At 48.3% G+C, this 20,336-nt stretch carries 19 protein-coding genes; 8 read left to right on the top strand and 11 right to left on the bottom strand.

What is annotated here, in order from left to right:
* The 4 genes from DXZ20_RS12490 to DXZ20_RS12475 all read right to left on the bottom strand — a co-directional run.
* On the bottom strand, positions 1-603 hold a 603-nt coding region (locus DXZ20_RS12490; protein ID WP_250565738.1), incomplete at its 3' end, for a dihydroxy-acid dehydratase domain-containing protein.
* 97 nt (positions 604-700) lie between these two features.
* Positions 701-2,014: an adenylate/guanylate cyclase domain-containing protein gene (locus DXZ20_RS12485; RefSeq protein WP_163667038.1), complete on the bottom strand. Its 1,314-nt coding sequence runs from the start codon at positions 2,012-2,014 to the stop codon at positions 701-703.
* Between the two features lie 260 nt (positions 2,015-2,274).
* Positions 2,275-3,228, bottom strand: coding sequence for a phosphoribulokinase (locus DXZ20_RS12480; RefSeq protein WP_163667040.1), 954 nt, complete (start codon positions 3,226-3,228; stop codon positions 2,275-2,277).
* 241 nt (positions 3,229-3,469) lie between these two features.
* Positions 3,470-4,324, bottom strand: a complete 855-nt coding sequence (locus DXZ20_RS12475; RefSeq protein WP_163667042.1) for a lipopolysaccharide assembly protein LapA domain-containing protein — start codon at positions 4,322-4,324, stop codon at positions 3,470-3,472.
* Between the two features lie 180 nt (positions 4,325-4,504).
* Between DXZ20_RS12475 and DXZ20_RS12470 the strand changes: the two genes are divergently transcribed.
* Entirely contained in the window at positions 4,505-4,885 is a 381-nt protein-coding gene (locus DXZ20_RS12470; protein WP_163667045.1) for a hypothetical protein, read from the top strand.
* Between the two features lie 85 nt (positions 4,886-4,970).
* Here DXZ20_RS12470 and DXZ20_RS12465 read toward each other — a convergent pair whose 3' ends face one another.
* Complete coding sequence (locus tag DXZ20_RS12465; RefSeq protein ID WP_163698502.1) at positions 4,971-6,890, bottom strand: tetratricopeptide repeat protein; 1,920 nt, start codon at positions 6,888-6,890, stop codon at positions 4,971-4,973.
* Between the two features lie 309 nt (positions 6,891-7,199).
* Here DXZ20_RS12465 and DXZ20_RS12460 point away from each other — a divergent pair, with 309 nt between their 5' ends.
* Positions 7,200-7,934, top strand: coding sequence for a phycocyanobilin:ferredoxin oxidoreductase (locus DXZ20_RS12460; RefSeq protein ID WP_163667048.1), 735 nt, complete (start codon positions 7,200-7,202; stop codon positions 7,932-7,934).
* Between the two features lie 34 nt (positions 7,935-7,968).
* Entirely contained in the window at positions 7,969-8,625 is a 657-nt protein-coding gene (gene gmk, locus DXZ20_RS12455) for a guanylate kinase (protein ID WP_163667050.1), read from the top strand.
* On the opposite strand, the gene DXZ20_RS12450 is transcribed toward gmk, so the two are convergent.
* The 5 genes from DXZ20_RS12450 to hemB all read right to left on the bottom strand — a co-directional run bounded on the left by DXZ20_RS12450 (position 8,561) and on the right by hemB (position 14,038).
* Complete coding sequence (locus tag DXZ20_RS12450) at positions 8,561-10,300, bottom strand: peptidoglycan D,D-transpeptidase FtsI family protein (protein ID WP_163698500.1); 1,740 nt, start codon at positions 10,298-10,300, stop codon at positions 8,561-8,563. The genes gmk and DXZ20_RS12450 overlap by 65 nt on opposite strands.
* Positions 10,301-10,360: 60 nt before the next feature.
* Entirely contained in the window at positions 10,361-10,936 is a 576-nt protein-coding gene (locus DXZ20_RS12445) for a hypothetical protein (protein WP_163667054.1), read from the bottom strand.
* Positions 10,937-11,418: 482 nt separating this feature from the next.
* Positions 11,419-12,135, bottom strand: a complete 717-nt coding sequence (locus DXZ20_RS12440; protein WP_163667056.1) for a biliverdin-producing heme oxygenase — start codon at positions 12,133-12,135, stop codon at positions 11,419-11,421.
* A gap of 392 nt (positions 12,136-12,527) precedes the next feature.
* Positions 12,528-12,869, bottom strand: a complete 342-nt coding sequence (locus DXZ20_RS12435) for a metal-sensing transcriptional repressor (protein WP_006517865.1) — start codon at positions 12,867-12,869, stop codon at positions 12,528-12,530.
* A gap of 182 nt (positions 12,870-13,051) precedes the next feature.
* Complete coding sequence (hemB, locus tag DXZ20_RS12430; protein ID WP_163667058.1) at positions 13,052-14,038, bottom strand: porphobilinogen synthase; 987 nt, start codon at positions 14,036-14,038, stop codon at positions 13,052-13,054.
* Positions 14,039-14,180: 142 nt separating this feature from the next.
* Between hemB and DXZ20_RS12425 the strand changes: the two genes are divergently transcribed.
* The 5 genes from DXZ20_RS12425 to DXZ20_RS12405 all read left to right on the top strand — a co-directional run bounded on the left by DXZ20_RS12425 (position 14,181) and on the right by DXZ20_RS12405 (position 18,815).
* Positions 14,181-14,777: a biotin transporter BioY gene (locus DXZ20_RS12425; RefSeq protein ID WP_006517867.1), complete on the top strand. Its 597-nt coding sequence runs from the start codon at positions 14,181-14,183 to the stop codon at positions 14,775-14,777.
* Between the two features lie 21 nt (positions 14,778-14,798).
* The gene (lspA, locus tag DXZ20_RS12420) at positions 14,799-15,296 is read left to right on the top strand and encodes a signal peptidase II (protein WP_163698498.1); all 498 of its coding nucleotides are present in this window, start codon (positions 14,799-14,801) and stop codon (positions 15,294-15,296) included.
* Positions 15,297-15,478: 182 nt separating this feature from the next.
* A complete protein-coding gene (locus tag DXZ20_RS12415) occupies positions 15,479-17,755 on the top strand; it encodes a transglycosylase domain-containing protein (RefSeq protein WP_163698496.1) in 2,277 nt (758 codons plus the stop codon).
* A gap of 87 nt (positions 17,756-17,842) precedes the next feature.
* A complete protein-coding gene (locus DXZ20_RS12410) occupies positions 17,843-18,325 on the top strand; it encodes a flavin reductase family protein (protein ID WP_163667065.1) in 483 nt (160 codons plus the stop codon).
* A 139-nt stretch (positions 18,326-18,464) separates the two neighbouring features.
* Positions 18,465-18,815 (top strand): phenylpyruvate tautomerase MIF-related protein, encoded by a 351-nt coding sequence (locus DXZ20_RS12405; protein WP_163667067.1) that lies wholly within the window; start codon positions 18,465-18,467, stop codon positions 18,813-18,815.
* 884 nt (positions 18,816-19,699) lie between these two features.
* Here the strand turns inward: DXZ20_RS12405 and DXZ20_RS12400 are convergent.
* A partial coding sequence (locus DXZ20_RS12400; RefSeq protein ID WP_250565737.1) for a U32 family peptidase occupies positions 19,700-20,336 on the bottom strand: 637 nt, incomplete at its 5' end.

Raw genomic sequence — 20,336 nt, 5'->3', positions numbered from 1 at the left:
AGCGGTGTACATACCGCCACAGGAACCAGCACCAGGGCAAGCGTTTTTCTCAACGGCCATCAGGCGCTCTTCGTCGATCGTACCGGCGCTGTACTGACCAACTGCTTCAAAGGCACTGACTACGGTGAGGTCTTCGCCGTCGAGGTGGCCGGGTTTGATGGTACCGCCATAGACAAAAACGGCGGGGATATTCATGCGTGCGATCGCAATTATTGCTCCTGGCATATTCTTATCGCAGCCACCAATAGCCAATACACCATCCATACTCTGACCGGTGCAAGCGGTCTCAATAGAATCAGCAATCACATCACGGGAAACCAGAGAATACTTCATCCCCTTGGTACCCATGGAAATACCATCACTGATGGTGATAGTGCCAAACATTTGCGGCATTGCCCCAGCATCCCGCAGAGCTGCTTCACCCCGCAGAGCCAGAGTATTAATCCCCATATTGCAAGGGGTAATTGTGCTATAGCCATTAGCTATTCCAACAATGGGCTTATCAAAATCATCATCTCCAAAGCCCACGGCCCTCAGCATGGCACGGTTGGGTGAACGCTGTACCCCTTGGGTAACGACGCGGCTTTTACGGTTGTCGGCCATGGTTAATTCCTTAGCGATCCATACAGACCCTAATTGTTACAGATTAGGGCAGGAGACAAATTATGCTACGGCGGCTAAAAAATATTTTCATTGCCCTTTACGATTGAGCCATCAATGGATCTATATCAACATCCGTCACACAGGGCTCTAATAAATAAGTAATCATGGGTCCTTTACCTTTGATGACGATTGGACCACGCTGATGAAACTCATAGCGTTCATCCAACTTCTGTAGACGTTGATAGGTAGCCTCGCTAATTTGAATGCCATTGGGCACACCGTGGGATTCCATGCGACTCGCTGTATTCACCGTATCGCCCCAAAGATCATAGGCAAACTTCTTTAGGCCAATCACACCAGCCACCACTGGACCGGTATGAATCCCGATACGTAAGGCAATATCTTGACCGGTTTCAGCATTAAAGTCCGCCAATGCTGTTTGCATTTCTATGGCCATGGCAGCAACAGCTGCTGCGTGGTCAGCCTGGGGTTGTGGCAACCCTGCTGCCACCATGTAGGCATCACCAATGGTTTTGATCTTTTCTAAACCATGGTTCTCGGCTAACTGATCAAAGCGAGAGAATACTTGGTTGAGTAGATCAACAATGTTGGCTGCTGGCTGGGTCTCGGTAAGCTGGGTGAAGTTAACAATATCTGCGAATAATACTGTTACCTCAGAAAAACTTTCAGCGATAATATCTGGCCCCTGTTTCAATTTCTCAGCCACTGTTCGAGGCAAAATATTCAGCAACAGTCGCTCAGACTTTTCTTGGGCCTCCAACAGCTCACGATTAGTGGCAAAATTTTCCCGTGATAGTTTTTCATAAAAGTAAACCGAGCAGTTGCAGATACAGCAGATCCAAAACGTGTTGAGCAACAGGCTAGCAGCAGGCAAACCAGGGGTTACCACCTGTAACCCTAAAAGGGTATTGACACCAAAGTAGTAAACAATTACCCCCAGCTGAGAGATTAGATGGAGGGGCCAACCCACTGGCACTAGAGTAGCTTGAGTAATAAAGGAGAGTGCCCAACTAAAAAGATCAGGCTCGGCAATGGGGGTGTTGCTAGCTAAACCAGTGTAGGTTTCATGGAACCGATGCAACAGACTAATGGACCATGATGCCAGCAAAAAAACACCAATAATGCGACGAGGTCGATAGATATTTTTGCGAATTAGCCATAGGCAGAAGAACAACAACCCCATCCGTATTAGATTCGTGATGATCCAAAGCAGTACAAAGGGATCGTGCCCCTCAGTAACGTACGTCAGGGTGTCTAAGGGCAAAAATGTGACAAAATAAAACAGGCCAAACAGAATACCCAACCGCAACCGCCGCTGCATAAATTGATGACGCCAATGGGCATAGGATGCAAATTCGTGGATGGGCTTTATTCGGGAAAAACCAAACATGGTAGAACAGCCCAGAAGCTGGGTGCTGTTGAGTTAAAGAACAATCAAGCTGACAATCTACAGGCACGGTAATTGTGGCACATAGATTCAAACCATATGTCTGCTGATTCCTCAGACCATGTCATTTCTTCACACCCATTCGCCAGACGTCTGTAACTTTGTCGCATATCGCAGAATTTGCCAAATTTGTAGCAAAATACTCGCCCCCAGAACATTGTTCTGGGGGCGAGTATCTAAGAACTTAGAGTCGTGGTCTGAATCTATGCGGCAACTTTCATTTTGCCAGCTGTACCCATAGCCATCAGCATGTGATACGTGATCAACAACTGAGTCAGAGCTAGGGGATAGCTCTGTAGAGTTTCACCAGTGGTGCCAACAATCTTACCGACTTCCTGGTTGCCCTCCAGACTACAGAACTGCCCCAGATAAGGAACATCGCTACAAAGAATGCGCTCAAGCTGCTGCACCTGGTCAGGGGTAGCATGACCATCAATAGATAGCACGTCTACGGGCTTACCCATATCACGCTCTAGCCCCAGACGAATGGCTTTACCTAAATCACTGTCCAATATATCGGTAAAATCGGGGTGCGGGATCGTGGGACGCAACACCAAGTTTACGTTGAGCAGTAGATCGTTAGCCTGCTCTTCAGGCGCATCTGGTGGATAGAAAGTAACAATTACATCAGCCCACTTACGCTGGGGACGGATGAAAGCCTCAGAGTCAGGCTCGCGTGCAGCTAGTGCAGCTAATACGGCAGCCTCATCATAGCCACGCTTGCGGGTATCACGCTTGATTTTCCACTTGGTGCGTAGGTCTTCGGGGGGCGCAAGGTAAACCTTTACGTCATAGGCATCGCGAGCAATCTTACTGGAGTAGCCCAGCAAACCCTCAACGATAACAAACTTCTTGGGCTCAATGTACTCAGGAGCATCAAACTCACCAGTAGTGTGGTTATAGATGGGCTTAAGTATAGGTCGGCCTTGGCGTAGTAGCTCTAGATGCTGTTCAATGATGTCAACGTAATTGCAATCGGGGTGAAGTGCAGAGATCCCCATTTCCTTACGCTGTTTACGGTCGTAACGATGGTAGTCATCGGTACAGATGGTCGTCACATCATGCTCACCGAGTACCTGGGCGATCCCACGGGTTAAGGTAGTTTTACCAGCGGCACTGTCTCCGACAATACCGAGGATAATTGGGCGCTCTGCCATGGACGTATCTCCTGCTTCTTTAGACTTTCTTAAACTCAGTCGTTAGTTTTATCTTATGCACCAACGGTACTGGGCTCAAGATTTTGTGTCAGAGAATACGGCTTGCAAACACCAGAAACCATTGAGTAAAAATACTCATAATCATTGAGAATGAAAGCATACAAAGGTCACTACGAGACTTAAAGTATGTAAAAAAAATTTAGATTTCATAACCTAAATAGGGTTTAGCCCGTAATGCAGTCTAGTCCGTGACAAAGGACACTTTCAGGCGATTACGTCCACGCTTAGTCGCCAAAGCTAGAAATTCTTCCGCTTTGCTAAGTAGCAATTGCTCACTTTCGGTCGGATGGTCAGGGTCAGTGACCACGCCACCGATATTGACGTCGATATTAGTCTGCGCACCATCCTGCAGGGTTATCGGTGCATCGGTCAGGGCTAATCTAAGATTTTCTGCATATTTCGTAACGGCTTTAACATCTAAACCAGTGAGGCTACAGGTAAATTGCCCTTGGTTATTGCTAAACAGCCAGGAATCTACCGTCAGGTTTTGCTGTAGCACCTGAGCGATCGCATTCCATAGGGCCTGATCTTGTTTGAGGTCGCTAGGCTCAGGTTGCTTACGCTGGGGCTGAATCAGCAGTAGCCCTACGGATTGAAACTGATGATGAAGCGGCTGCATTTTCATTCGCTGGAGTAGGGCTCGAATGACACGCGAAACCACCGCATCACTAACTAAACCAGTGGTGTGATCCAACAGATCCAGGGATTCCAAAAGGTGGTGATAGCTCTGGCGTAGATTTGCGTTTTTACGCGCTTGATTGTTGACTTCTTGCTGCTTAGCTAAAAGCTGATCTTCTAAGCTATGGGCCTGTCTTTTCCCACGGGAAATGCGCCATTCTCGCTTGAGAAATGCCGGAATGGTGACTAACAGTCCGAAAAGAACGCCCAAGCCTGATGCCAGCAACAGAGCAGTGGCCAGGTGCTGCTGCTCTAGTTGCCAGATAAAAAAGTTGATGTCGATCAGCTGGTCATTTTGCAGGGCGAATGCGATCGCAAAAAACGCCACTACCAGAGCAAAAATAAGAAATAGCGCCATAGCAGAGGTAACCAGTAGTAGGAGTTGACCCAAGCCTAGTGAAACCGAGCATGCGTCCACATCCACCAAAATTGAGAATTTCTTCAATTTTCACACCCGGTGGTGGGTTGTTCCAGTCCCTGCAAAATCAAGATAGTTGCATCAAAATCATAGGTAATGTGTTGCACGAGGACATCTGCGATGGCTGAGTTAACTGGTCCCTGGCTAGGGTCTTACTGGCAGGCAAACTCCCCCACCCGGTTTGAAGCCACCTTTGTCCAAGCGAACAATAGTATTAGTGGTCGCATTGTGGATGATGGGCCCTTAGGTGAAGCCCAGGTACACGGACAAATCACTGGCCGCTATGTGACGTTCACAAAAAAATATTTCAACACTCCCAGTTACGCTATCCAATACACCGGAACAGTGTCAGAGGATGGTGATCATATCAATGGCCACTGGCGACTCGATTCTAAGCATAGTGGCGAATGGGAAGCCCACCGCAGCGATAACGATCTCAGTAAAGAACTACGTGCAATATTGTCCAAAAACGCACCAGAATTGGCAACTACCCCAAATTAATTACCCTCCTGTAGGGTCGTTGCATGCAACGACCCTACAGGGGATAGATAGTTTCTAGACAAAATCGTTATTTGTGGAATGTGTCCTATAACTTCAGCATTACCTGAGGCAAAATTTCAGCGGGCACCTTATTCAGGGCATTTTGCTGGCCATCTAACCCTAGCAGTTCATAGTGGGCAGAAACATTGCGTACCAAGGCTTTGAAGATGGGCTCATAGCTAGATGCCGTTTTGGTAATTTGTTTGAGGGCAGTGACGTAGTGCACTAAGGCACGGTCCAGGTTACCGACAATCAGAGCTCTGTTATCGGTAGCTCGGGCCATTCTGTCATAAATACTGCCTAAGCAATGGCGAATCGAAGCGAGGTCAAGATTATTGGGCGCTAATTCTGAGGCTTTGAGGGCAGCTTCATAGGCAATTACAGCATTTTGCTTATAGCGCCCTTCAGGATCGGCTGGTGCCTCAGGATGGTTTGCTAATTCCCAAAACGCTGTGCCCAAATTGTTATAGGTACTGGCACAGGCCGTCGGATCAGTGCTGGGGGTACGATAATTCAGCGCATCCCGGTAAGCGGCAATGGCATGTTTGAGTAAAAATATAGGACGTTCATGACGCGACAAACTCCAGTAGGCAATGCCTAAATTGTTTTGTACCGCTGCATATTCTAATGGGGACGTTTCGGGGTGATGACAGCGCAAAGCCTCGTTATAGGCGGCAATTGCCCGATGCAGCTGGGGCTTGGGTTGTTCATAGTAGGCCAGCTTCCAGTACACGGAGCCCAGGCTGTTCTGCAAGGTGCCATATTCTTCAGGATTGCTATCTGCCGAGCAAAATGGTAACGCCTGACGATAGGCGGTGACAGCGTCCTTCAGGTGGGTAATGGAGTCGTCGTAATTGGCTAAGGCACTATATACTGCCCCCAAATTGCCGTACAGGCGGCTGGTGGTTTCTGCATCACCATTGGCACTCAGGCCTTCTCTATACAGCTTCACACTGCGGTTCATGCCCTCAACCAGGGCCGAACGCTCACCTTGGAGCTGAGCGTTGAGCCAGTGCAATGTGCCTAAATCATTGAGACCAGCAGCCCGTTGAGTATCCTCCGTTGGCAACCAGTTTAGATAGAGTTCAAAGGTTTCAATGGCGGTTGCCAATAGATTGGGGGTCATTTCCCCAGCTTCAATGCGATCGCGATAATGATTGCCAAGGGTATGGTAAGCCTGGGTAATCTCCTCAGGTGTGGCCCCCTGCTCTTCTAGCTGAGCGAGTGTTTCCAGAGGATTCTCCAGGGTAGTCACGTCTACGGTTACGGATGGGCTCTGTTCTGGCTCAACATCAGTAGCCGCAACATTAGCCGCTGCGGGCTGCTGGTCTCTCTGAGCCAAATCCTCACTGAGAATCTGCCAGATATCAGCATTTTGAGCAGTGGACACCCCTCCATAAAGCGCATCCGCCACCTGGTGACCGGTATTAGCAATCTCTGGAGCAGAGGACACAGGCTCACCCACAAAGGTGAACACACCACTACGCCACTGCCAAAACTCAGGGGCAGACTGTTGCAATGTGCGATACCAGGGCCATGACAGCCACAGTACCAAGCTGCTTTCAAGGTGGGGGAGCAAAGATTGAATATTTTCAAGGGATCGCAAAAAGTGATTTTGCGATCGCATCGGCTGGTGGGTCATCGCCTCTAAACCAACAATCTGTAGATGGGGTGTGGGTTTGGGCGCTTGCTTTAGCCAATGCACCAGCTGTAGCATCAAATCGGGCTGACTCGGATCAAAGGCAAGCTTCGCTAGGGTTACTGTCCCAAAATCATCCAGGGTATTATCCGCTGCTGTTAAATCCGCTTGCAGTCTGGAGACCAGCTGTGTCTTCAATGTGTTGCTATCGCAGACCGCAATCAAAAGCTGGCGTCTGAGATTAAGCTGGAGTGCTGTTTTAAGCCCTTCGTACTGACGTTGATTTAACCCCAAAACTTTGCGAGATTTGAGTTGTGTGGCCACCATAGCGTAGGAAAAATGTGTGTGATGTTGAAGTGGGGCAACAGAAGTGGAGGCTTAGGCCTTGGCAGTATCCGACGATCGGAATGCTTACGTGGCCCGTGTTATGCCCTAATAAGCACAACAACTAAGTACCAATCTTTTCCCTAAAAAAAAGTCAACATCAGGAATAAGGTGACGAATTGGATCATAGGTAGTTGATTCTGCCTGAGACCTTTACGCTACTGTAAACTTGATTTATCACACCACCCGCGACGATACCGTTTTTCAATGGTGCAGTCCAATCTGTTTATAAGGTGAACTGAACGCTCATCCATGTCGATTACGGTAAAGTACTCCATCCGTCAGCATCAAAACTCTGTCATCTGTGAGTTGGCTGACATCATTGAAGAGACCTGGCAACACCATCTTGTCCTCTCGCCTTACAATCTCCCCAACGATCTGGGCTATGTAGAAAGCCGTCTAGAAGGCGAACGACTTGTCATTGAAAATGCCTGCTATCAAACCCCAGAGTTTCGTAAACTTCACCTAGAACTAGCGAAGGTGGGTCCCAATCTCGACATTCTGCACTGCGTAATGTTTCCTCGCCTTGAGTATGGGCTACCGATGTTTGGCTGTGACATTGTCTGCGGTCGCGGGCAAATTAGTGCAGCCGTTGTGGATTTATCCCCCACTAATCCCAACGGCTTGCCCATTGCCTATACCCATGCCCTTAAGGGTAAGGGAACAAACGGCTATAGCCATCCACGGGAACTCCCTAGCTGGGGCCACATTTTTTCGGACTATTGCTGTTTTGTAAAACCCATAGGTCCTCAGGAAAATCATCGTTTTCTGGAGCAGGTGCGCTACTACCTGACCTTGCACTGTAAACAAGCAGTTGCCATGACTCCCACCCCCCATAAACGGGCTGAGATCTTGGCAGGTCAGCGCAACTACTGCACCCACCAGCAGCAAAATGACAAAACCCGTCGCATTTTAGAAAAAGCATTTGATCCTGTCTGGGCTGAACGCTACATGAAGACGGTGCTATTCGATCTATCGGAGGAATAGGTCTGTAAAATTTCCGTAGTTTTTTCTGTAAGTTATGCCTTCAATATCAGTTCCCTTGAGTTCAGAAATCGTTGTTACGTCTCCAACCGTAGGGCAACTGATTGTCTTTACAGGCCCCAGTGGCGTGGGCAAGGGAACGTTACTACGCCAGTTGCTCAAGCATCATCCGGACATTCAGCTATCGATTTCAGCAACCACTCGCCAACCTCGTCCAGGTGAGGAGCATGGTAAACATTATTACTTTGTTTCACGCCCGGAATTTAAAGCCATGGTTGAACAAAATCAACTACTGGAATGGGCTGAATTTGCGGGTAATTTTTATGGCACCCCGCGTCAACCCTTAGAAGCGATGATTTCCCATGGCAATGTGGTGATTTTAGAAATTGAGTTGGAAGGGGCCCGTCAGGTGCGCGCCACGCTACCAGAAGCACAGCAGATTTTTGTCTTGCCCCCCAGCCTCCAGGAACTAGAAGATCGCATTCGTCAGCGGGGTCAAGATTCGGAAGATGCGATCGCAAAACGTCTGGCGCGGGCCAACGTTGAAATTGAAGCTGCTGAAGAGTTTGATATACAAATCGTCAACGACAACCTTGAACGAGCCACCCGTGAGTTAGAAAAGATCCTATTTACTCCGCGTGCCTTGAAGGAGGAACACCCGCCATCACCACAAGAGACTCAACTACCGACTTAACCAGGGGCGCAGTTACCGTTGAACCATAGGCATCTTCACCCAGAGGTTCATCGATCACAGCCAGCACCACATAGCGGGGATTCTCCCCTGGCACAATGCCCACAAAGCTAACGATGCGACCATCGCCATATTCACCATATTCATTGGCTTTTTGGGCAGTCCCTGTCTTACCCGCTAGCCTATAGTTGGCGATGCGAGCCGTTTTACCAGACCCAGATTCCACAACGGCCTCCATCATTTGGAGGACTGCCTGGGTCGTGTCTTTAGAAAACACTTGTTTGGCAGGTGGTCGCTGAGGCTGCCACGTGGGGTTTCCTTCCTGGTCAATCAGCCCCCTGACCAAATGGGGTGTTACCAACTCACCGCCATTGGCCAAAGCAGCATGGAGCTGTACCAACTGCATCGGATTGAGAGAAAATCCTTGGCCAAAGGACGTGGTTGCAGCTTCCACTTCACTGTTAACAAACTGAGAGCGACTTTTGAGCTGGGCGGTGGCCTCGGCAGGAAGCTCAATGCCCGTTGCATTCCCTAACCCTAATTGTGCCAGCCAGTCGTAGTACGTCGAGCGTTTTAACCGCTCCATAATGTGAACCATGCCCACATTGCTGGAATGGCGCAAAACATCAGTGATGGTGATGGATCCCCGTCCTCCCACGGCTTGATAATCAACATTTTGAATCGTCCATCGGTCATATTGCAGACGACCTTCGTCATAGACGTAGTCACCAGGAGTAATTAAGCCTTCTTCGAGTGCGATCGCAACATTGATAGGCTTAAAAGTTGAGCCCGGTTCATACAGATCGCTGATCACCCAATTCCTAAACTGCGCAACATTCGCCTCATAGTAGCGATTAGGGTCATAGGTGGGCGTCACAGCCAACGACAACACAGCCCCATTACGGCTATCCATCACAATTAAGGCCCCCCGCTTGGCCCCATATTGACGGACAGTTGCCTCTAAATTTCGCTGAGCAATGCGCTGCAAACGACTATCCACAGTAAGCTGTAGCCTGAGCCCATCACGATTAGGCAACTGTTTCGGCGTATGGGGCAATGGCACATTATCCAGCTTATACAGCAGCCGATCCTGCAGCATGTACTCCAAGCCAGCCTGGGGTTGCCCTTCCAAATTGATATACCCCACCAGCTGAGACATCAATGTTTGCTGTGGATAAAAGCGCTGCTGACTAGGCAACAATTCCAAACCATCTAACCGTAGATCACGAATACGCTTGGTCAGCTCTTCTGAAACATCTACAGCAACCTGAATACCCGTTTCCTGCTCTTGAAAACGCTGCAGCAACGTATCTTGGGGTTGACCCAGGGCGCTTCCCAAGGTTTCAGCCATCTCCTGGCGAGAGCGACTAAACAGCATGGGGTGAGCATAGATGGTATAAACAATCCGATCCACCGCCAACACATTCCCCTGACGGTCCACTATCGGACGTCGTGATGCCCGAGGAACCTGGGGTACATTTTGTCGCTGTTGCTCAGCCTGGAGCTTAAGTTGGTCACCAACCACTAACTGCAACCGAGCAAGACGCGCACTTAGGCCAAACATCACCAACACCATAAAGGCCCAGACCGTGACAAGGCGAAATCGTGGTGAAGACGTATGACGAGGGCGACGACGACTAAACGGACGGCGCTCCGGACTAGATGGCTGCGTAACCATAGATATTAGGCGAGCACAATAAGCATACAGAAGGCGCTCACATCAAAAGACCTCACTGACCTAATAACCCAGGGGATGGGGCATGGGAGAAGGAGCTTCAGGCTCAACAGAGGGCTCAACTGATGGACGCGCCGGAGCAGGTGACAAGAAGATAGCACGCTTAGGCTCAAACGGCTTAAACCCAGCAGAGGGAGACTCAGCCTGCTCAGCCATATTATTTTTCAACGTTGCATTGGCAGTAGTGACCTGTTGGATCGAGGCCTTGAGCGTTTCCAAACGCTGAAATGAACGAGATACGGTTTTATCTAAATAAACTGTCCAGCTATAGACCACTAAGGCCGTTGCAACTAAGCCACCGGTCAGAACAGTAGACCCCTGCTGCACTCCCACTAAAATTTTGAGGCCGAGCGGCAGCCGAGGCGCTCTAGGCAGTTGCTTGACCTCAGCAGGCGCGTGCACCTCATTGGGCACTGCTGCCACAGACGGAGCACCCGAATTCGCGGCAGCCTTAAAAGGATATCTCGCCACCGAGGATGAAGCTGTCTTATTGACGGGATGCAGTAATACCAGATTTCGCTTCTTAGAGCTCTTAACGCTATTACTCTTATCTCGATCAGCCCTAACGGCAAAACCCACTCGTTTACTCCTCACTTTAAGCGTCGCCCCATGCGCCAGAGCGATGATCACTCAAAACGCACTGTGGTTACCCACATTCAAATAGAGATCTACAGGCTTCCATAAGCAAACCACAGATCCGAACACAGACAGAACAAACCTGCCCATGCTCCACCAAAAAATAGCAGAAAAGGTCAACTTATCAAGTATTTTTTGGCACTCAATGTAAAATTACAGCCAGCCTGCCTGACTATTTCTGCCAAAACCATCCCAAAGTAAAACTAAGAATAGCTGATTTGCAGTTTATAAATTGAGCCTCATGCTACAGGAGCACTTTCCAAAGAACAAGCCCTCAAAAATATCTGATAGCGACTTTTTAAATTGATAGGAAGTTTTAGTCAAGCAACTGTAGAGCTTAAAACGAAAATGGGCAGTATTCCTGGAGGAATACTGCCCATTTTCTAAGCAATTGAGAACTTGATTAGCTTAACAAGCAATCAACTCTATTCAGCTGCAACTAGTTCAGTGCTGCCCCGACGACGACCGCGAGTCAAACTATTAAACAGCATCTGACCAATAGCTTTAACCAAGTTACCCTCAAGCTCTTGGAACAAACGCATGTTGATCCCAAAAGCATCGTTAGCTTCCTCTACAATGCGATCAGCCATCGCCTCATCAACAGGGGCGGCATCAATAGTGCTGCGGTACTTATTCTTGAACGCGCCCTCATCGGGAATCGTGGGAAATTCGTAAAACGCTACACCTTCATCATCCGCCAAGTTCATGGCACGTTGGGCAATGCTCTTAAGGATCTGGCCACCCGATAGATCACCTAGATAGCGAGTATATGAATGACCTACAAGCAATTCAGGTGACTCGTTAGAAATTTCACGAATCCGATCAACATAAGATTGACCCACTGGAGAAATAGAAACTTGCTCTTGCCAGTTAGGACCGTAGTAGTAAGCTAAATCAGTCTCAAGGGTTTCTTTACGGTATAGCTCAGGGTAGTAGACCGCTGAAACTACCGGATGATCCTTGTGGCGCTCCAACTCTTCTTCCATTGCAGCGTACACATAGTAGAAGTTAGCCACTAGCTTACGGTAGGACTTCTTCTCAACAACGCCACGCAAAAAGCAACGAACAAAGCCCACATTCTCGGCCATTGTGTGCGCTTTCTGCGTACCTTTCTTGAGCTTCTCGGCTAAATTGCTGCTCATACTAAATATCTCGACGTTAAATGAATTTAATATCGTCCGCCGTACGCGTAGGACGACGAGCTAAACGAGTTTGAACGGCTTTATAGAGTTAACAACGTCTCCAAAACGTATCTATCAAGCCTGTTTGGGAAATAGGGACATCGCCACAATTGCTACCGTAGACCGTTTTGATGAGCCAATACATTACATTTTTTTACGCAGAAGGCAGGCAAGCCACAGTGATTTTTGGCCCCAAAAAGCTAAAAACCTATTTCTGCATAGGATTCATGACAATGTGTCAACGTGTCTTTTTTGTAGCATTTCGAAATCTTTTGAAATTTAGGCCAAAGGTTTCTGAAAATTTAATTGCAGTCTGGTTACAGTATGATTAGCCAAATATAGGCCCATACCCCCTAATCAAAAAAGCGATCAAGGGCTGCTTTCAATTCAGTCAGCTCAGCTTCAATATTGCCTTCAGTGACTGCACGGCTGATGCATTCACTCAGATGTTCGTCCAGAATGAGGCGTGCCACCCGATCAAGGGCTCCTCGCACCGCAGCAACTTGTACTAATACATCTGGACAAGGTCTACCTTCATAAACCATTGTCTTGATGCCACGCACATGCCCCTCTATACGAGATAGGCGGTTAACAATGCGTTTTAGAGATTCCTCACTATGGGTGTGGCCGTGGGCGGCATGGCCATGGCCATTGGCATCATGGGAATGGGAAACAGCGTCTGAAGAGGTGCTCAAGGGCTAAAACAAGTAGGTGGGCTAAAAAGAGTCAAAAAATAACGAACACCTCCACCGGAGATGTTCGTTAATTATTGTTACGCCTGCATCAGGTTTTGTCATCCTGGTTAGGTTCTATGTGTTCAATGCCGCAGCCAGCCTAACTACCAAGCTTAAGACCAATGACGCTGGAAAAACGCATTCTATTGCCCCTTTAACCAACGAGCAACATCCTTAGCGTGGTAAGACAGAATTAAGTCAGCCCCAGAGCGCTTAAAGCTCATCATGGTCTCCATTACCAGCTTTTCTTCATCTACCCAGCCATTTAAAGCTGCTGCTTTGACCATGGAGTATTCTCCAGAGACATTGTAAGCAGCTACCGGTAAATTGCTCGCTTCTTTGACGCGCCAAATGATATCCATGTAGGCAAGGGCTGGCTTCACCATCAGCATGTCAGCGCCTTCGGCAATATCTAGCTCAATTTCCTTGATCGCTTCTTTACCGTTAGCTGGATCCATTTGATATGTGCGGCGATCGCCAAATTGGGGGGCAGATTCAGCCACATCCCGGAATGGGCCATAGTAAGACGATGCATACTTGGCGGCATAGGACATAATCGGAATATTCTCAAAGCTGGCATCATCAAGCCCTGAGCGGATAGCTCCTACAAAGCCGTCCATCATGCCAGATGGGGCGATGATATCTGCCCCTGCATTAGCCTGGGAAACGGCTGTTTTCTTAAGCAGTTCTAGCGTGGGGTCATTTAGCACTCGACCCGTCAAGTCTCCCACCTCTAGATAGCCACAGTGTCCGTGGGGAGTATATTCACAGAGACAGGTATCTACCGCCACGATCAGGTCGGGAACAGCCTTTTTGACGGCTTCTGTTGCTTTCTGTACAATGCCGCAGTCATGCCATGCGCCGGTGGCATCATCATCTTTTCCTTCAGGGATACCGAACAAAATAATTGAGGGAATCCCAAGGTCGTAGACTTCCTTGGCTTCCTCTACAATTTTGTCCACCGATAGCTGATAAACACCGGGCATGGACTTCACTTCATTAGCAACGCCCTCACCAGGAACCGCAAATAGCGGATAGATGAAATCACTGGTGGTAACAACATTTTCGCGAACCATACGGCGCAATTGTGGATGGCTGCGCAACCGGCGGGGGCGATGAGTGGGAAACATGTCAGTTCTTAAAGAAAGCCGTATAAAAGGATTAAGTAAACAGTCTAAAACCTGCTCGGCTGTCTACTTTCAGTCAGATTAGAAAAAGTAACGTTCTCGTCAAACGATAAAATAAGCCACCGTCGCCGTGAGGAATATGTAGGTGTTTGCAACGGCAGAGTTGCTGTGGGCGTTAATCGGCTTGATTCTAACCATTGGAGGCACATGGCTAGAGGTCTTTATTACCAATGGGCCTTGGAGTTGGGCCAACGGTGTGGAGGTGTTTTCTTTAGGCGTGAGTTTTCAAGTGGGAGCTGTATTGCTTATCGGCTGTTTGGGGGGGCAAAATGCGGCTGCGTTGTCCCAGGTCGCCTATCTGAGCTTGGGCCTTTTTCTATTCCAGGCCTTTGATCTGCAAGTATTTACCCAGGGTGGTGGGTTGAGCTATCTCAGGGAGCCTAGCTTTGGCTACTTGTTGGGCTTTATCCCGGCAGCATGGGTTTGTGGATACCTCGCGTTCTGGGAAACCCTGAAGCTAGAAACCCTAGCCTTAAGCTGTTTAGGGGGGTTACTAACAATTCATGCAGTGGGATTGGTTTATTTGCCCCTAGCCTATGTATTACAGTGGACAGGCGACAATGCGCCATCATTAATAGAGGCCATTTTCACGTACTCGATTGCACCTTTCCCAGGACAGCTAATTTTAGTCTGTGCAGTTTCAGTACTGGCCTATGGTATGCGTCAGATCATGTTCTACTAGCTTCAGCACCGTCATAGCAACATGGGCAGATTACGGAGAAAACAGATCAATCGCCTGTTTTGGGTGGCTGCTTTTATCGGACTCTTATTAGACCAAATCACCAAACATTGGGTTGTCCAGAACTTTAATTTGGGCGAATCGGTCACGATTATTCCGGGGGCTCTAAATTTTACTTACGTTCTAAATCGCGGTGCGGCCTGGAGTATTTGCAGTGGAGAAAACTGCCGTTGGATACTGCCGTGGTTGTCAGTTATCGTGAGCATTGGAATTGCTGGCTATGGTCTCTTGTTTCGGATTGAAGATCGCTGGGAGCGGGCCGGATGGGGATTTATCTTAGCCGGAGCCTTGGGTAATGGCATTGATCGCGTCAAAGCAGGGGAAGTAGTGGACTTTATTCAGGCCTTTCCCATTACCCGATTTCCGGTCTTCAATCTGGCAGACATCTGGATCAATGTAGGGATTATTTGTTTGTTAATTGCTATTTTGTTGACACCAAAACACGAACCAAAACGTCCCTAGACAAAAACTACGGGAAAATCACGCCACCTTTTTATAAGCGGCCTAAAATAGGCCGTATTCCTATCCGCAATTCTGGGTGTGTTAGCTGTAGCTGTAATAGCTAGATCAGGGGTCAATGATTGAGGGGTTATAGTGAACCCATATTTTGAACATCCGCATTTTCAAACACTCTACGTCTAAGGATGACTCAGCCACCCCGTCATAATTCATCGACGACGCCTCCTCGAACCATCTTGGGCACGATGACCCAGGTGATTCAGAATGTGGCTCGGGTAGATTTCAACAAACTGGCGTTAAAACCAGGTGCTCGGGTACCTAAGCTGGTGGTGGACTATGACAACCAGCGACAGGTGTATGACCTGGTGGGCGATCATTATGTGCTGGGGCGTAGTTCTAAAAACTGTGACATTGTAGTGCGCAGTCCACTGGTGAGTCAGACTCATTTGACCTTGACTCGCGATCGCAACCAGCCTGGCAACCCGTTTGTTCTCAAGGATCAAAAATCCACCAACGGCACCTACTGCGGTCAAAAACGACTGAAAACCTTTAAGCTCCGAGATGGCGATGTGCTGAGCTTAGGTCCCAACGAGCTGAGCGATGCCGTTACGGTACGCTTTCAAAACCCAGCACCCTGGTATCTCAAAACCATTCGCTACGGTCTCTATGGCATCACTGGCAGTGTTGCTCTGACGGTCTTTTGGGTAGTTGCGCTTGAATGGCCCAAAATTCCGATTCGACCCATACCCGAATCAGTTCAGGGACCTGTCTCCATCCTTGGCAATGAAAATGGCGATCGTGTGCTGCTGAATCCCATCACGAACCAGGCGCACATCGAAAAAACCAAACTGCGGGAATATTCCAAATATTTGCCTCAAGCCGTAGTCGCGTCAGAGGATTCTCGCTATTACTGGCACCTGGGTGTGGACCCCTGGGGCATTGCTCGAGCGGCTAAAACCAACCTGAGAAGCGGCACCATTCGAGAAGGCGCTAGTACTCTGACTCAGCAAATGGCCCGAAACATCTATCGGGAATATGTGGGCAGTGACGATAGCGCCATGCGCAAAATTCGCGAGATGATCGTCGCCCTCAAGCTGGAAACGTTTTACAGCAAAAATTACATCATGTTGCTGTATCTCAACCGAGTGTATTTAGGCAATAACCTCTATGGTTTTGAGGATGCCTCCCAGTTTTACTTTGATAAGTCTGCCAAAGACTTAAATATCCAGGAAGCCGCCACCCTGGTGGGCATTTTGCCCGCGCCCAATGCCTTTAACCCCGTCCAGAGCTACAATGACGCGCTAGACTACCGCAACCGTGTGATTGAACGCATGGTGGCCCTCGGCATGATCAGCCAGGAAGACGGCCGCCGTGCCCGTCGCTCACGCATTGAGATTAGCCCCAAAGCACGGGAACAGCTCCAGAGCATTCGGGCCCCATATTTTTATAGTTATATCTTTGATGAGCTAGACCAGGTTCTGGGCATCAGCTTTGCCCAAGAAGGTAATTTCTATGTAGAAACTAGCCTGGATTTAGCGATACAAAGCCAGGCAGAAACGTCCATGCGCTCAGGCATTGCCAACCTGGGTGGCCAGCATGGTTTTTCCCAGGGAGCCCTGGTCACCCTGAAAGCATCCACGGGTGAAATCCAGGCCCTCGTCGGCGGCGTAGATTATAGCCAAAGTCAGTTTAATCGAGCTTCTCAAGCTGTTAGACAACCTGGTTCCACATTCAAAATTTTTGCCTATGCCAGTGCTCTAGAACAAGGCATTCCCGCTAGCACCAGTTTTAGCTGCAACGATATGAGCTGGGGTGGTCAGTTTTATCAGGGGTGTCGTTCGGGTGGTGGTGCGCTCGATATGTACGATGGCTTTGCTCTATCAGAAAATGTAGTCGCCCTACGGGTCGCGCGTGAGGCTGGTCTAGACAATATTGTGAACTTGGCCCAAACCATGGGTATTGAATCGGAATTAGACCCTGTACCAGGGTTGGTGCTCGGTCAAAGTGGGGTGACACCATTAGAAATGACTGGATCGGTGGGTGCGATCGCAAACAATGGTATCTGGAATCGTCCCCACGGGATTCAGCGCGTGTTGGATAGCAGTGACTGTGAAGATAATAATGATCCCAGTACCTGCCGGGTCATTTTCGACTTTTCCCTTGATAACAGTGCCGATCGCGATCGCGATGTTCTTAGACCCAATACGGCTCGCACCATGACCTCTTTTATGCAAGGCACCATTAATGGCGGCACCGGTCGTAGCGCCTATTTAGGGTTAGGCGAGGCTGGCAAAACTGGCACCACTAACGATGGCGTTGACCTTTGGTTTGTGGGCTTTGTCCCTAACAATGATTTAGTCACTGGCATTTGGCTGGGCAATGACGATAACACCCCCACCAACAGCAGCAGTTCACAAGCCGCCCGGCTCTGGGGCAACTACATGGGCCAAGTTGTGAGATAAACCATCCCCTCATAAACATTTACCGTTTTTGAACAATTTAATTCGTTTAAACTGAAGCGTTGTACACAACATTAAAGGGTGAATGCAATGCTCGACGAACAGGCCAAAAAGACGATGCTGCGCAAAATTCCCCATGCGCTCTATATCTGTGGTGTCAAAGACGGCGAAGAAGTCAATGGCTTTACCGCTAGCTGGGTGATGCAGGCATCCTTTGCCCCACCGTTGGTTGTCAACTGCGTTAAAGCCGATTCCACTTCCCACGCCATGATCAAAGCTAGCGGCGTCTTTGCCCTCAGCATCTTAGAAGATGGCCAAAAAGAGTTAGCTCAAAACTTCTTCAAACCCCTACGTCGTGTCGGCAACAAATTTGAAGACATCGAATTTTACCCTGGTCCTGAAACCGGCTGCCCCATCATCAAAGACACCCTGGGCTACGTCGAGTGCAACGTGATCAGCACCGTTGAACATGGCGACCACACCGTCTTTGTTGGCGAAGTCATCGGCGCAGGTATTCATCGTGAAGGCGATGCGTTGTTGCTATCCACGACCGGCTGGAACTACGGAGGGTAGTGGAATTTTGAGTTTTGAGTTTTTAATTTTGAGTTCAAGGAATTAGCAAGGTCTATACCCAATAGAGGCAAAGAACTAAAAACGCAAAACCAAGGACTCTTTCACCCCAATAACATCGATTGTTTATTCTGCAATACCCATGCCCTTAATCAAAGTTCAAACCTCCGTCGAAGCCCCCTCTAAAGGCGCTGTGGAAGACATGCTCAAACAGCTGTCAGCTAGCCTGGCAAAACATTTGGGCAAGCCTGAATCCTATGTCATGACTGCATTTCAACCCAGCACTCCCATGACCTTCGGAGGTAGCACCGCTCCCACCTGCTACATCGAAATCAAAAGTGTTGGCACCATGGGCAGTAAAACTAAAACCATGAGCCAGGAGTTTTGTGCCCAGGTACAGGCCGCACTAGGGGTGCCTCCTGATCGCACCTACATTGAATTCGCCGACTCTGCAGGTGCAATGTGGGGCTGGAATGGTAGAACCTTTGGTTAATTAAAAAACAGCCATTTTAACAATGGCCCTAGACCGGTTCATCCTTTAGAATCAGCCATTGCAAAAACGCAAACAAAGGATCATTCTCAATTTGATCTACAGGCCTAAAGCCATCACTAAAATTGGCTTTAGGTTTTCTTTAAAAAGTTTTATCGTGGTTTTACGGTAGTGTGCCTAAGAATTGGTTACGTTAGATTTGTTATTGCAACACACTCTATATTTAACACCTTATGTGTAACCCACCCCGGCAGCAATGTCGGGGTTATTTATTGGGTTTAAATAATGACATTCATTATCTATCCATCACCATTTAAATGCGTAAAACATGATAAATAACATTAATTAAAATCGTTCAAAATGGTGATCTAAGTCACAATTTACACACTTATTTCTGAACACCGACTAATAAAAAATAAACTTGATATATTCAAGCAACAAAAAGTAGATCCCCCTTTCTACATTGGTTTCAAGGATAGAGAAAACAAATAGCCAGATGACTTTAGCCAGTCTTTAAGCAAATTTACGGGGTATTTACGGTGTTGGGTACAGAAATTAATTACATTGAATATGTGCTTAGGGCACACCTTATATGAAACCCACTATGTGTAATCCACCCCGGCAGCAATGTCGGGGTTATTTATTAGATTCAGATATCTTTGAAAGTAGAGCTAAAAAGTATCAAATACATCAATTTTGATGCATTCAAAAACATGATCTAAATCACAATCAATGCTGACTTGACATCAATTTAAGGCGTTCATAAGAACGTGATTTAAGTCACAAAATTAGTAAGCGTCCCCTGAGCGGAGTCGAAGGAGATGCTGGCTGGGGGTGTTGGCTTCGACTTCGCTCAGCCAACGGCACTGATGAGACGGTTACCCAAATTATGCTGATCTGCGATTTTCCAGAGTTCCCCGAGTAACACCAAGTTGGTTAGATAGCTGTAGGGTTTGCCAAAGCTGACGCCCAGTTATGTCCCCCCTTAGCAGCTGTTGATAGCAGCTAAGAATCTGCTGGACCTGGTTCGGTGTCTCGTTAAGAAAATCAATGCGAAAGTGACGTGCTCCCTGCTCAATCAGGCGAGGGATAAATTCTGCACCGGTTTGGGCAACGCCATTGTAAAGAGTGTTTCGGCAGCCTGCATCAGCCTGGAGAACATGCTCAGTGCCCGTGCGATCGCACAGTACCACCTCATGTTTCTCGCACGGGCGACCACAGTTGGAAAAGTCAGTCCCATCAGATAGAAACGCACAGAAGACACAGTGCTCCATATGGAACATCGGCATATGCTGATGCACCGTAATGTCAAACCAATCAGCGGGTGTGGCAGTCAGCAGGTCCAGTAGCTGCGAGATATTCAGGTCATAGCTAGCAGTCAGTCGTTCTAGACTAAATCGAGTCTTGAAATAATCTGCCGTAATCGGATTAGCCACATTCAGGGAAAAATCTCCGATGCAGGGCTGGTGGGCAAAGAATTTTAGATGGTCGTAATTGCGCACCAGGTAACCATCGGCGTCCGAC

The organism is Adonisia turfae CCMR0081 (assembly GCF_011009555.1).
Classification (GTDB): Bacteria; Cyanobacteriota; Cyanobacteriia; order Phormidesmidales; family Phormidesmidaceae; genus Leptothoe; species Leptothoe turfae.
The sequence above is the reverse complement of the archived record's forward strand: the minus strand, read 5'-3'. Positions and strand labels throughout refer to the sequence as shown.